We start from the raw sequence: 13657 nt of genomic DNA, 5'->3' as shown, positions 1-13657 counted from the left end.
CAAGCGCCGCGAGCCTCGCGCCGATCACCGGCAGGTAACGCGGCGTCGCCGTGATGTCGAGATGCAGCGTGCGCACCGCTTCCTCGACGACGAGCCGCGATTTCAGCAGTTCGATCTGCGCGGCCGTCGACGGCTTCGAGTCGGATCCGCCGGCGGCCGGCGGCAGTCCGTTGCCGGCTGTCCCGCCCGCATTGGCCGCCTTGTCCTCGACGTGAAACAGCACGTCCGCGCGATAAACCGGCGGCGCGAGAAAAGCGTACGCGCCACCGAGCGCGAGCGCGATCAGCGTGAGCGCGAGGATCGTGCGCCGGCCGCGCACGATCGCCCGCAGCAGGTCCGACAGACGCCACCCCGCCGAACCCGTCACATCCACGTAACCGTTGTCAAAGCGGTTGTCGAAGCGCCTTTCGTAGCGCTCGTCATAGTTAATCGCCATATTGTTCACCCCGACAAGGCCTGGCCATTCAGATTACGTGTACCGCTGACGTCACTTCGAGACGATGACCCCGGTCACAGCCGCGTTGATCGCCGGCAACAGCAGGTTCAGTACGCGGTTGAAGCGGACCAGACCACCCTGACCGACGTACACGATGTCCTTCGGCTGCAGCTCGAACTGGTTCGCGAGCAGCATCGCCACCGGCGAGTTCGCATCGAGGTGATAGATCTGCGGGGAGTCGCTGGTCGAGCCGCGGATGACGAACAGTTGCTGCGCCGCGGCCGTGTTCGAGTCGAAGCTGCCGCCGTCGGAAATCGCCTGCGACAGCGTCAGCGAACCGTTACGCAACGGCAGCACCGTGGCCGGCTTGTTGACCTCGCCCATCACGTACACACCGCTGTCCTCGCGCGCCGGCACGCGCAACAGATCACCCGGCCTCAGGTAGATGTCCGACGGATTGTGGCCGTGCTTGATCAGCTCATCGACGTTCAGCGCGTACGTATGGTTGTCGCGAACCAGGTCGACGCGGCTGCGATCCGCGGTCGACGTGAAGCCGCCGCTCAGGCCGATTGCATTGGTCAGCGACATCGGAACGTCGGTGACCGACTGGGTGCCGGGCGTGCGCACTTCACCGTCGACCATCACCTGCGAATTACGGAACGACGCGACCCGCACCGTCACTTCCGGCTTCTGGTACACCTTGCTCAGACGCTGATGGATTTCGCGCTGAATCGTCGTGACGTCCTTGCCGGCGACATGCACGGTGCCCGCATACGGAAACTGCACGTCACCGCTTTCGTCGATCAGGAAGCCCGGGATCGCATCCGACGGACGCGAGGTCTGCGTCGGCTGCCCGAGCGCGGCAGCGAGTTCGGGGTGATCCCACACGACGATCTGCAGCACGTCGCCCGGGCCGACCCGGTATGGAGCCGGCTTGCCGAACAGCGCCGAGATGTCCTGCGGCAGCGCCGCCCCGTCCTCGTCGGCCCTCAGCTTCTTGACCAGCGCCAGATTGATGTCGGTGATCGGGATCTGCTTCTGCTGCGCGGCTTCAGTACTGAAGTCACCACCCGTGTCCTGAACCGCGGCCGGCACGACCATCCGTTGTCCCGGCACGCTTCCGCATCCGGCGAGCAGAGCCGCACTCGCGAAAACTACAAGACTTCCCGTGCGAAAACCAAGCGAGTTCATAATATTTCCTCCTAGCGCCCCGAGGCGTTTTTACCTACGTCTTAGTAAGCGTTTCGATGCACCAGTCCGGCGACAATCGTCGCGCCGATAATCCGCATATCGAGTGCGAACGACCAGTGACCCAGGTAGTACAGGTCATGTTCGACGCGCCGCTCCATCTTCTCGATGCGGTCGGTCTCGCCACGAAAGCCGTTAATCTGCGCCCAACCCGTGATACCCGGCTTGATCCTGTAGCGATTGATATAGCCCGCGACCACTTTCTGATACAGGTCGTCGTGCTCGAGCGCATGGGGACGCGGTCCTACGACCGACATGTCGCCAAGCAGCACGTTGAAAAATTGCGGCAGCTCGTCGAGGCTGGTGCGGCGCAGGAACGCGCCCAGTTTCGTCACGCGCTTGTCGTTGCGCGTCGCCTGACTCAGCGTGCCCTTGGCTTCGGTATGCACGCGCATCGAGCGGAACTTGTAAATCGTGAATACCCGCCCGTCCGCGCCCTTGCGTTTCTGTTTGAACAGCACCGGCCCACGCGAAGACAGCTTCACCGCGATCGCGATGCCGAGCATCAGCGGCGCGAGTGCAAGCAGCGCAAGCGCCGCGAACAGCCGGTCGAAGATTTCCTTCTTCAGCATCGCATTCGCCGACAGCGGCGACGCAACCAGATTGATGGCCGGCACGCCGAGCACCTCGACCACGCCACTGCCTTCGAACAGCGCATGACTGCGCACGTCCGGCATGAAGCGGATGTTGACGAGGTCGTCGCGGAACTCGCCGATCAGCGCGCAGATCAACGGCTCCTCGGACAGCGACAGCATCAGCCACAGTTCGTGCACGTCGTTAGTGCGGATGTACTGGGCAAACGCGTCCACGGTGTCGAACACGGGCACGCGCGGATCGGTCACGCCGGACACCTCGGAGTTCGTGTTGTACACGGCGGTCGCGCGAAAGCCGGCGGTCGGCGTCGCTTCGATACGGCGAATGATTGCGTCGCACTGCGAGCCGCTGCCGACGATCGCCACCTGATGCAGGTTCATCCCCGCGCCGCGCGCGCGAGCGAGCACCGCATGCGTAATCAGCCGGTAGGCGATCAGCAGGCCGCCGGTCACCGCGGTCCAGTACGAGAACCACAGCCGCGACACGAAATCACTGCGATGCAGCGAGTACATCAACACCAGTGCGAAGGCCTGCACGATCAGCCACGCAAGCGAGACTTGTCCGGCCAGCCCGAGTTTCGAGCGGCCGCGCCACGATTCGTACACGCCGAACGCGGGAAAGATGGCGAGCGCGAACGCGGCCGAGAACATCACCAGCACCCAGTAGAAACCTGACTGGCCGATATAGTCGAAGCGGATCTGCGACGCGACGGTCGCGCCCAGCAGCACCAGCGAAACATCGAAAATCCGCGCGAGCAGATCCTGAAACTTGCGCATTTTGCTTACCTCTTTCCAGCGGTTCCTGTTCGCAGATGACTGCGTGGACGTGCTGCTTACGGGCAGCGGCCGTAGTTGTCGTTGAACCTCACGATGTCGTCCTCACCGAGATAGGTGCCGGACTGAACTTCGATGATCTCGAGCGGCACCTTGCCCGGGTTTTCGAGCCGGTGTTGCGTGCCTAGAGGGATGTACGTCGATTCGTTTTCGCTCAGCAGAAACTGCTCTTCGCCGCGCGTGACGAGCGCGGTGCCGCGCACCACGACCCAGTGTTCGGCGCGGTGGTGATGCAATTGCAGCGACAGCCTCGCGCCGGGCGTGACCACGATGCGCTTGACCTGGAAGCGCTCGCCGTGATCGATCGAATCGTAGAAGCCCCACGGGCGCCGCACCTTGCGATGCGCGTCGGCCTCCGGCGCGTTCTGCGCCTTGATGCGCGAGACGAGGCCTTTCACGTCCTGCACGTGCGAACGGTCCACCACCAGCACCGCGTCGGCGGTTTCGACGACGACCACGTTCGTGGTGCCGACGCACGCGACCAGCCGCCCTTCCGAATGCGCATAGCACGACACCGCGCCTTCGAAAGTCACGCGCCCGCGCCCGGCGTTGCCGTTCGGGTCTTTCTCCATCGCGGCCCACACCGCATCCCACGAGCCGAGGTCGGACCAGCCGGCTTCGAGCGGAACCACGACGCCGGGCGGGACGCCGCCCGCCGTGCTGTCGCCGCTCGCGCCAGCGGCTTGCGGATCGACGGCTGCGGACTCGGTCAGACGCTCCATCACCGCGTAGTCGATCGAATCGGCGGGCACGTCGATAAACGCGTCGGTCGCCGGACGGAACACCGCGCCGTCCTGGCTGCCGCCGGCAAAAGCGCTTTCGCACGGCGCGCGCATGTCGGGGCGCAAACGTGCGAGCGTATCGAGCCACACACTCGCGCGCACGATGAAGATGCCGCTGTTCCACCAGTACGTGCCGGCCGCCACGTATTGCGCGGCGATTTCCGCGGCGGGCTTCTCGACGAACCCGTCGATCGTATGGCCACCGTCTGCCAGCGCCGCGCCGATCCGGATATAACCGAAGCCGGTGTCGGGCCGCGTCGGCGGAATCCCGAGCGTCGCGATCGCGCCGGCTTGCGCGTGGCGCGCCGCGCAGGCAAGCGCGCGCTGCAACGCGGGCACGTCCGCGATCGCGTGATCGGCCGGCATCACGATCAGCACCGCGTCGCCTTCGGCCGCATCGGCACGTGCGAGCGAGGCCGCGAGGGTCAGCGCGGGCGCCGTATCGCGCCGCGCCGGTTCGACGATCAGACGCGCGGCGACGCCGCTCTCGCGAAGCTGCTCGGCAATCACGAAGCGATGTTCGTCGCCGCAGACGACGATCGGCGACGCATCGACGCTCCAGCCGGACGGAAAGCCGTCGAGCCGCCGCGCGGTGGCCTGCAGCAGCGAGTCGGAACCGACCACGTCGATCAGCTGCTTCGGGAAATTCTCGCGCGATACCGGCCATAGGCGCGTGCCCGAACCGCCCGCGAGAATGACCGGTACGATGCGCGTGCAACGGGCGCCAGCCGCCCCCTCGCTAGCACCGCTCGGGTCGACATTTGCGGCGTTCACAGATCCCTGCGTCAACATGGGCCGTTCCTTATATTTCTCGAATCACAAATCGGTGCCGGCGCCGCGACGATCGCACGCCGCCGGATCGGTACCGTCGTCGCTAGCCGCCCGTCATCCGGCGGCTCTGAATCCTGAATTCGGTCGGAGAAATCCTCATGCGCTTGCGGAACACTTTCGCAAGCCGGTCGCCGTTGCCCATGCCGGTGCGGCGGGCAATCTTGTCGACCGGCAATTCGGATTCGGTCAGCAGGCTGCACGTGACCGCGAGGCGCTCGTGCAGCAGAAAATTCGATGGTGTAATGCCCATTTCCATCTTGAAGCGGCGCAAGAAGTTGCGTTCGCTCATCGCCGCGACCTGCGCGGCGTCGGCAATCGAAATTGCCTGCTGGCAGTTTTCCTGCAGCCAGCGCGCGGCCGCGCGGACCTTGTCGCCAGGGCTCATGCCGCCGTCTTCGCCGAGCAGCGACGAGAGGTTCGCGCACGAATCGGAGAGCAGACGTTCTGCCGCCATGCGCGCGGTCGCATTGCCCAAATCACGCTTGATCATCGCGAGCGCGCTGCGCATCGATTCGAGCCGGTCGCTCAGCTCGACCACGTTCTGCTCGGGCGCGCGTGCGCCGTTCGCGGCGGATGAACCGTTCGCGCCGTTCGCGCCGTTCGCTCCATTCACGCCGTTCGCGCCATTCACCCCATGGACGCCGTCCACATCGTCGGCTGCCAACTGAAACTCACTGCCTTGCTTGCCGCCTGGCACATAGGCCGCGTCGAGCAATGCGCGGCCCTCGGCAATCCCGCGGATCATCGCGGTGTTGCGGCGCACGCGGCGCAGCCATGCGATCAGCCGCTCGTCGTTCGCGGCGTCCGCCGCACCCCTGCCGCCGGCGACATACAGCGCATCGAAGCCGCCGTAGTGACGCGCGTCGAGCCCGTCGGTCCATACACGCAAACCGGACGACGACGTGACCATGCCGCCGTCGGCGGACAGAAACGACACGTCGTACAGCCACGCACCCGAACGGGACGTGGCCAGTTCATTGGCCGCCTGGAACACTTCGGCGATGACACCCGCGCCCTGCAGCGAGCAGTCGTTGAACATCAGGATCGCGATGCGGCGCACGCCCTTGTTCGGCGCATGCACCCAGCGCAGCATGGCGGATTCGAGACTCGCGCAAGTCATAGTCATCCTCTCGAAGAAACGGACTACTTTCACCTTACGGCCACAGGGGCGCGCACTCTGTGCAGTGCATCATAGCGACGCGATATCCAGCATTTAGCCGCCACGACCGAAAGTGCAGACATATTGGCGCATTGCCTACATGACCTTTCAGTCAAATTCCGACCAATTCCGGGACAAGCGCCCCTATCAATCGATTAAATAGCCAATTCAACACATCAGTGAATGTGCATTTCAGCGAATGCTAATGCAGCCTGAAAAATGAGTAGGTACGCCAGCGCACACTGCTGGCCACTCGTAACGCGCCCCGTGGATCCCTGCCGGAGTGTGCGTGTTTGAAGCGAATTCTTGCGGGAGCGACGCGTTGCTGAGAGCCGCCTTCTCCGCTGCTTCGTCGATCGCCGCCAACGCCGGCGCGACGAGTTTCGCTGACGGAATGAATCGCGTCACGCTAGCGACTATCCATTGAACGAATATAAACGCTTTACGGTGCAAGAGGATTAATTGATCGATTGTTATTTTTTATTTGCAAATAAACACGACGATTATTGTTTCAGTTCTGAAACACCGTCATATGAAAGCCTGAGCAGCCGCGCAATAGATGGACCAATGGCGGATTGTGTCCGAGAACACCGGGTTCGATTCCGCCACCCGATAGCGGAAACACACTATGCCGTCCGCGCAACAGCCGAGGCGAAAGACCGACGAGAGCCGTTATTGCCTGGCCGGCCCGCGGCGCGAACGACCGCTCGTCCACCGGTGTGTCGCCCCCGGATGTTCGCGAAAGCCGTTACCGCACCAAAGCGCACCCGTACGATATGCGCCACGCAGTGGCGCGATCTGCGGAGAGTTCGACTCGCGGACAGGCTTACGGCGGGCAAACGTACAGAAACTTGCCGCACCGGACGCTAGGATGCGGTACGACTTGCTGGAGCCGCATACATATGAATGGTCTTGTCTGGACGGTGCTGATCCTCGCCGCAATGGTCGGCGCGCTGCTGGTTGTGACGATCGGCATGGCGGTGCTCGCGCTGCTGTTCGCGAACGTATCGAGCCGGCTCGCGCATAACGACGAAGTTCACCGGGGCCCTTAGCGCACGTACGTGAAGTTCACGAGGTCGACGCGGCCCGGCATGCATGCGCACGGCGATGCGATGCGGTGCGCGAACGACATCCGCGGCACCGGCCGAGGCCGCCCGAGACTGGCCGCCGCGCACCAGGAGCGACGATACCTTCCGCTCCGCGCCGATCTCGCCGATCTTGTCGATCAGAACCGATGCGTCATCCCGATCGCCGCGAGAACCTGCCTCGCCGCCAACTGACTCACGACGATACCGGGCCAGCTAACCACCGATTCGCCGTTGTTTTTGATATATCCGACGCGCAGATAGAGGCTCGTGCGCCTCGACAAAGCATGCTCGGCGCCGACTTCCAAGGCCACTGCATTGTCGTGTGCGCCGCGCACGTCGCGCTGCGACGCGGCGAGCATGATCGCATCGGCCGGTGTGGCCTGAATCGTCGCGCCGAATTGGGCCATCGCATACGAATGCGCGGTTCCCGCCAACGCAGCCAGCGACTTCGCCGGCGGATCGCCGGCGCGCACATAGGTGTAGATGAATTGCAGGTTCGTGATGCCGATCTGGTACGCAAGCGCGGCGACAAAGTGTTCTGTGGCGAGCAGGGTCAGCGGTCCGGGCAGGCCCGCGACGGTTTCCTGCCCCGACTGCTGGCTGGTGTAGGCGAGGCCGGCATAGAGACCGTCGGCCCGATAGCTCGCCGCGACGCCGAACATATTGCCGTTGCTCATCGGCACCGGCTGGGTCACGGTGCCAGACAACGCGTACATCCCGTAGAGCCGTACTCCGCGAAGATCTGGCGACTGGTAGAGGATCGCGTTGCTGGCCCTGCCCGAATCGGATTGAGTCGATAACGTATTGCGATCGACAGCGAGAACATTCGCGGACACCAACGAAAGGTTTTCATTCAGGCGAAACGGATCGGCCGGATAGGCGATCAGAAAACTCGGTTCGTACTGGCGTCCGAATGCCAGTGACCCGAGCTTTGCATCGGTGAGGCCAATCCATGCCTGACGATAAAAGAGAGACGTCGTATTGGCGTAAAGCGCGCCGCTGTTGATATTGAATTCGCCTTCGAGAACGAATTTCGCTTTGAGCCCGCCACCCAGGTCGTCGGTGCCCGTCAGTCCAAACAGCGATCCCGTTGCCCCTCCGCTTCGGGCAGAAACCGAATGCGTTCCGCCGTTATCGAGGTACTCGATAAAACTATCCGCCACGCCATATAGTGTGACGCTCGAGTCGGCCGCGGCAGCTGCCCCAGCGGCGAAAAGCAGCGCAGCTCCTGCCATGCCCTGCGCGATCCATCGCATGCACTTCTCCTGTTCTTTGCCGATCAATACACGACTGATATGTCCATCGCTCGCTCAGTATGAATTGATGCGCTCGTAGCCGTTGCTTTCTCGGAAAGAGTCGTGGCTATCGCTTTTCTCGATATAAATACGGTCCGTAGATACCGCGCGCATCATAAACGCCAGCGGCGTTATTCGCGACCTCGGACAAGCAATGCGTTGCCATGCCGGACGTTCGCGCCTGGCCGCAATTCGCGGGAAGGCGAGCACGTCGAGCGAATCCGCGCAAAGCGGATCGACGAAACAGGCAATGCCGGCTGCGCCCGCCTCTACCGGTCAGCGCCGCCTTGCCCGCGATGTTGGCTCTGGCTATGCTGACGGGTGCACCTGCACAGCGAGAGCAATCAGAACAACCGTTCGGGAATCACTTCATGTCGACCACCAGTCTGTTCCTGACCGCCGCCGGCGTCGGTCTCGCGATCGCCGCACCGGTCGGCCCGATGGGGATGCTCTGCATCCGCCGCACGCTGAGCGGCGGTCCGCGCGCCGGGCTCGCGATCGGCTTCGGTATCGCGAGCGGCGACGCCGCCTATGGGCTGATCGCGGCGCTCGGCCTCGTCGGGATTTCCCGGTTCATGCTCGCGTACGACCGGCCGCTGCACCTGCTCGCCGGCCTGTTCCTGCTGTATCTCGGGGTGCGCGCGCTGCTGCAGAAAGCGCCCGCCGACAGCGCCGACGGCAACGGCGATGGCAAGCTCGTCCAGCTCGGCAGTGCCGGCGCGTTGCGTGCCTATGCGAGCGCGTTGCTGCTCACGCTGACCAATCCGCAAACCGTCATCATGTTCGCCGCGCTGTTCACGACCCTCGCGCCGCGCGGCGCGTTCTCGCCAGCCATCGCGCTGACGACGGTCGGTGGTGTGTTCGCCGGCTCGATCGCGTGGTGGTGTTTGCTGGTGAGCGTCGTGTCGCTCGCGCGTCATGCGATCGGCGCGAGGCTGCGCGTCGCGATCGACCGTGTGGCCGGCCTCACGCTCGCGGCATTCGGTGTCATCGAGATCCGGCGCGCGCTGTAAGCGAGGCACGCCGGTGCAATCGGCGAAGCGTGCTACCGGTGGCTTGGCAGCCGTCCTCGTGCGCGCTGTTTCAGCCGTCTCGCCGCGTCGCGCGCACGCCGCGGCGGCAGTTTTGCGACAATAGCGCCTTTCGCCGTTCGGGCGGCAGCCGTGGCAAGCCGTGCAATCCGTGGCCGCGGCATGGCCTGCGGCGCTCCGGCGGGCGCTTCAGCGGCGTTTCCACCGCGTTCAGCATCGTACGGTGGCCATGCGGTGCCGGTTCAGCGGCCGAGCGGCGGCCGTGCAACGTTGTTCACGTCCCCGCCGCGCTTCACACCGGCGAGCGCACGCCGGCCAATCCATTCACCTCCGACCAGTCAGCTGTCCGTTCAATGGCTCTACCCCACATCGATCTGCTGTACTCCGTCTCCGGCCTGTTCGTCGGTTTTCTGGTCGGGCTGACCGGCGTCGGCGGCGGCTCGCTGATGACGCCGATCCTAGTGCTGCTGTTCAACGTGCATCCAGCCACCGCGGTCGGCACCGACCTGTTGTACGCGGCCGCCACCAAGGCGACCGGCACGCTCGTGCACGGCCTGAAGGGTTCGGTCGACTGGCAGATCACGCTGCGCCTCGCGGCCGGCAGCGTGCCCGCGGCGACCATCACGCTGATCCTGCTGCATCGCTACGGGATGGACACACCGGGCGCGGGCCGGCTGATCCAGGTCGTGCTCGGCGCGGCGCTGCTGATTACCGCGGTCGCGCTGGTGTTTCGCCCGCAACTGGCGGCGCTCGGCGCCCGCAAGCAACGCGCACCGAGCCAGGCACGCACGCTCGCGCTGACGATGCTCACCGGCGCGATTCTCGGCGTGTTGGTATCGCTGACGTCGGTGGGCGCGGGTGCGATCGGCGTAACGGTGTTGTTGCTGCTGTATCCGATGCTGCCGACCACGCGCATCGTCGGCTCCGACATCGCGCATGCGGTGCCGCTCACGCTGCTGGCGGGCGCCGGGCACTGGCTGCTCGGCTCGGTCGACTGGTCGATGCTGGTGTCGCTGCTGGTGGGATCGTTGCCGGGTATCGCGATCGGCAGTTATCTGTCGTCGCGCGCACCGGACACGCTGCTGCGCAACCTGCTCGCCGCGACGCTGACGCTGGTGGGCGTACGCTTGGTGCTGGCCTGACTGTCGTTCAGCAACCATCGCTGACGTATCCGGCCGATTCGGACGCAGCAGTCAATACCGCGAACGCGATAGGCACCCGGCTGCGCGCTGACGGCGCAGCATCGGCCCGAGACGGGCAGCGCGGGCTGCCCCGGCTAGGTCTATGGCTGGCTGGCCCGCTCGCGCGTCCGACGCGCCTGGAGCAAGGCCATCACCGCATCTATTTGAAAAACCGGCAGGTCAGGTCGGCTTCGAACTGCCGCACCCACTGACCGTGGCGGTCCCGATACGACTGCGCCCAGCCTCCGCGCCGCACCGTCACCAGGCGTTCGTGCTCGGGCTCGCCCGGCGTCATGCTAGCGCTGATGTCGAAGTGGACCGGCGCGAAGCCGTGCCGCGCGCACACCAGTTCAAAAGCCGCCCGATCGCCGATCGGCAGGTCGATATAGCGGAAAAGCGTGGTTTCCATGGCGCTCACCCTCAATGGCTGCCTTCACAGTACGCCGCGCGGCGCGTCGGCAATGTGTCGCAGCGCACCGAGCCGTGACGACGGCGCGAGTACACAGTTCGGCCGGTGCGGCAGCCGGCATTTCTTGCGGTGGCCCAAGCCAGTCGCGCGATGAAAAAGCGCAAGAATGTCGCGAGCAAGCCGGTCACCGTCTGCGGTTACACACGCTCGTGGCCAAAAAAAAGCTCCGGCGATATGCCGGAGCCCGTTCGATAACGCAACTGCATCCCGGCGCACAGCATGGCGTCAAAACGCCAGCTGGACCGCGCCGATGAGATGACCGCAGCCGCACGCACGTACCGCGCCGCCGTGGGCAACCCGCGCCACACGGGCCGGGTGCTTGCCGCGCAGCCGTGACGGCGCCGCGCGGACCAAGCGCTGCTTACTGCTGCATCACGGTCAGCTTGTTGGTAACCGACGTCACGCCCGCGACGCCCTTCGCAGCCGTACCGGCGGCATCGATCTGGTCCTGGCTCGGCACCGTGCCCGTCAGCGTCACCGCACCGCCGCGCGCGCGCACGGCGATGTTCGACACATCCAGCCCTTGAGTCTTGGTGAGCGCGCCGCGCACCTTGCGGCCGAGCTGATGATTCGCGTGCTTGCCGGCCTTGACGCTGGCTGCCGTCGACGTCGTATCCGTCGCCGGACCGCTTGCCTGCGCGTACACGCTACACGCCACCACCATCGCCACCACCGAGCCCAGCGTTTTCAGAATACCGACCGTCTTCATAGCTCTCTTCTCCTTGGTTTCACATTGGACCGCATCTATAAGCGGCTTCGTTACGACTACGTGCGGCCACACTGGCGCGAATACGCGCACCAGCGACGGCCGGCTACGGCTATGACACGGGATGCGAGAGGCGAGAGAAGCCGGCTGCCTTTCACCGTCCGTGATGCGCCTGTCGAAGGCGGCACCGCGGAGCGGCACGGCAACCAGCAAACCGCGAAATTCGCCAGCGCCTCCGGTTCTTGTCTGTCGTGCCGGATCGCGCTGCGCAAACGTTGGTTCGCGGTAGCGAAGCACAATTTAATCTAGCCGGGACAGAAGCGCAAAGGGTTTAGAGAGCGGCGTGGCGCGTCGGCAGCGATCGTGGCGCGCCGGCCGTGAAGCGCCGTTACCATCGGACTCACTTTTTGTTACGCGTTTGTCCGCAAACCGGCGCGCCGCGCGTTTCGCCGACGCGCGAATCTCAGGTACCATCGGCGCCACATGTGTTGCCGCGTAGACGGCCGACACACCGATCCACGGTCGCCGGCGGCGCGTTGCCACTCGCGGGCGCGCCATCGCGCGACCAGCCGTCCACTTGCGCGCTTTCGGGCGCATCCGAGCCCCGTCGACAGCCACCTCAGATGATCCGATGAAGCCAGCCACCGGCCGCCTGGGCCGCACCCGCCGTCCCCGTCTCGTCGCCCGTTTCGTCGCGATCTCGTGGCGCGACCTGGCCGTTTCGTTCGGTCCGCTCGTGCTGCTCGCTATCGTCGCGATCTGGGCTGCCGTGCGGCTGATCCAGCCCGCACCGCCGAACACGCTGACGATCAGCGCGGGCCCCGAAGGCAGCACCTTCTGGAACGCCGCGCAAAAGTACAAGACGATCCTCGCGCGCAATCGCATTACGGTGAACGTGCTGGCCTCGCAAGGCTCGCAGGACAATCTGAGACGCCTGTCCGACCCGAAATCGAATGTCGACGTCGGCTTCGTGCAGGGCGGCATCGCGCCCGGCGCGGTGGCGAAGGACAAAGGCCTGATGTCGCTCGGCAGCGTCGCCTACGTGCCGCTCGCGGTCTTCTATCACGGCGCGCCCGTTCAGTGGCTCTCCCAATTCAAGGGCCAGCGGCTCGCGATCGGCGCCGAAGGCAGCGGCACGCGCGAACTGGCGCTGGCGCTGCTGAAGGCCAACGGCATCGTGCCGGGCGGCCCGACCAAACTGCTGCCGCTGTCCGGCGACGAAGCCGCCACCGCGCTGGTCGACGGCAAGATCGACGCGGCCTTCCTCGCCGGCGACTCGGCGCAACCGGCGGTGATGGGCAAGCTGTACCGCACCCAGAACATCCGCTTCTACGACTTCACGCAAGCCGAAGCGTATACCCGGCGCTTTCCTTATCTGACCGCGCTGAAGGTGCCGATGGGCGCACTGGACCTCGGCAAGAACCTGCCGGCGGAATCCATCAGCATCGTCGCGCCGACCGCCGAGCTGGTCGCGCGCGGCTCGCTGCATCCGGCGCTGTCGGATCTGCTGATCGAAGCGGCGCGCGAGGTGCACGGCGGCGCAACCGTGATGCAGCGCGCGGGCGAATTTCCGGCGCCGATCGCGCACGACTTCCCGCTGAGCGACGATGCTGCGCGCTACTACAAGTCGGGCAAGAGCTTCCTGTACCGCACGCTGCCGTTCTGGATCGCGAGTCTCGCCGACCGGCTGCTGGTGGTGGTCGTGCCGCTGATCGTGCTGCTGGTGCCGGCGCTGCGCGTCGTGCCGGGGCTGTATGCGTGGCGGGTCAAGTCGCGCATCTACCGCTGGTACGGCGCACTGATCGCGATCGAGCGCAGCGCGCTCAGCGAGCATTCGGCGGCGGAGCGCGCTGCGCTGATCGAGCGGCTCGACGCGATCGAAGACTCGGTCAACGGGATGAAGATGCCGCTCGCGTACGCGGACCAGTTCTACGTGCTGCGCGAGCATATCGGCTTCGTGCGGCGGCGGCTCACCGAAGGCCGCGACCCGCTGAGTGCGCTGGA

The 13657-nt window shown here is 65.1% G+C and carries 12 protein-coding genes; 4 read left to right on the top strand and 8 right to left on the bottom strand.

Features of this window, described 5'->3' with window-relative positions:
• The 5 genes from VGH68_RS26630 to VGH68_RS26610 all read right to left on the bottom strand — a co-directional run.
• A partial coding sequence (locus VGH68_RS26630; protein ID WP_331606707.1) for a Wzz/FepE/Etk N-terminal domain-containing protein occupies positions 1-436 on the bottom strand: 436 nt, incomplete at its 3' end.
• Positions 437-487: 51 nt separating this feature from the next.
• The gene (locus VGH68_RS26625; protein WP_331606706.1) at positions 488-1627 is read right to left on the bottom strand and encodes a polysaccharide biosynthesis/export family protein; all 1140 of its coding nucleotides are present in this window, start codon (positions 1625-1627) and stop codon (positions 488-490) included.
• Positions 1628-1668: 41 nt separating this feature from the next.
• Complete coding sequence (locus tag VGH68_RS26620) at positions 1669-3054, bottom strand: undecaprenyl-phosphate glucose phosphotransferase (RefSeq protein WP_331606705.1); 1386 nt, start codon at positions 3052-3054, stop codon at positions 1669-1671.
• A 56-nt stretch (positions 3055-3110) separates the two neighbouring features.
• A complete protein-coding gene (locus VGH68_RS26615) occupies positions 3111-4685 on the bottom strand; it encodes a sugar phosphate nucleotidyltransferase (RefSeq protein WP_331606704.1) in 1575 nt (524 codons plus the stop codon).
• Positions 4686-4767: 82 nt separating this feature from the next.
• Positions 4768-5844 carry a helix-turn-helix domain-containing protein gene (locus VGH68_RS26610; RefSeq protein WP_331606709.1) on the bottom strand — a complete coding sequence of 359 codons (1077 nt, stop codon included), beginning with the start codon at positions 5842-5844 and terminating at the stop codon, positions 4768-4770.
• A gap of 941 nt (positions 5845-6785) precedes the next feature.
• On the opposite strand from VGH68_RS26610, the gene VGH68_RS26605 reads away from it, so the two are divergent.
• The gene (locus tag VGH68_RS26605) at positions 6786-6935 is read left to right on the top strand and encodes a hypothetical protein (protein WP_331606703.1); all 150 of its coding nucleotides are present in this window, start codon (positions 6786-6788) and stop codon (positions 6933-6935) included.
• Positions 6936-7108: 173 nt separating this feature from the next.
• On the opposite strand, the gene VGH68_RS26600 is transcribed toward VGH68_RS26605, so the two are convergent.
• A complete protein-coding gene (locus VGH68_RS26600) occupies positions 7109-8227 on the bottom strand; it encodes a porin (protein ID WP_331606702.1) in 1119 nt (372 codons plus the stop codon).
• Between the two features lie 410 nt (positions 8228-8637).
• Between VGH68_RS26600 and VGH68_RS26595 the strand changes: the two genes are divergently transcribed.
• Positions 8638-9279, top strand: a complete 642-nt coding sequence (locus VGH68_RS26595) for a LysE family translocator (protein WP_331606701.1) — start codon at positions 8638-8640, stop codon at positions 9277-9279.
• A gap of 371 nt (positions 9280-9650) precedes the next feature.
• Positions 9651-10439, top strand: a complete 789-nt coding sequence (locus tag VGH68_RS26590; RefSeq protein ID WP_331606700.1) for a sulfite exporter TauE/SafE family protein — start codon at positions 9651-9653, stop codon at positions 10437-10439.
• 199 nt (positions 10440-10638) lie between these two features.
• Here the strand turns inward: VGH68_RS26590 and VGH68_RS26585 are convergent, their stop codons facing one another.
• Positions 10639-10887, bottom strand: coding sequence for a hypothetical protein (locus VGH68_RS26585; RefSeq protein WP_331606699.1), 249 nt, complete (start codon positions 10885-10887; stop codon positions 10639-10641).
• Positions 10888-11308: 421 nt separating this feature from the next.
• The gene (locus tag VGH68_RS26580; protein WP_331606698.1) at positions 11309-11656 is read right to left on the bottom strand and encodes a BON domain-containing protein; all 348 of its coding nucleotides are present in this window, start codon (positions 11654-11656) and stop codon (positions 11309-11311) included.
• Between the two features lie 628 nt (positions 11657-12284).
• Here VGH68_RS26580 and VGH68_RS26575 point away from each other — a divergent pair.
• A partial coding sequence (locus tag VGH68_RS26575; RefSeq protein ID WP_331606697.1) for a TAXI family TRAP transporter solute-binding subunit occupies positions 12285-13657 on the top strand: 1373 nt, incomplete at its 3' end.

The organism is Paraburkholderia sp. (assembly GCF_036488505.1).
In the GTDB taxonomy this organism is placed as follows: domain Bacteria; phylum Pseudomonadota; class Gammaproteobacteria; order Burkholderiales; family Burkholderiaceae; genus Paraburkholderia.
Note: the sequence above shows the minus strand (reverse complement) of the source record. Positions and strands in the feature narration are given on the sequence as shown.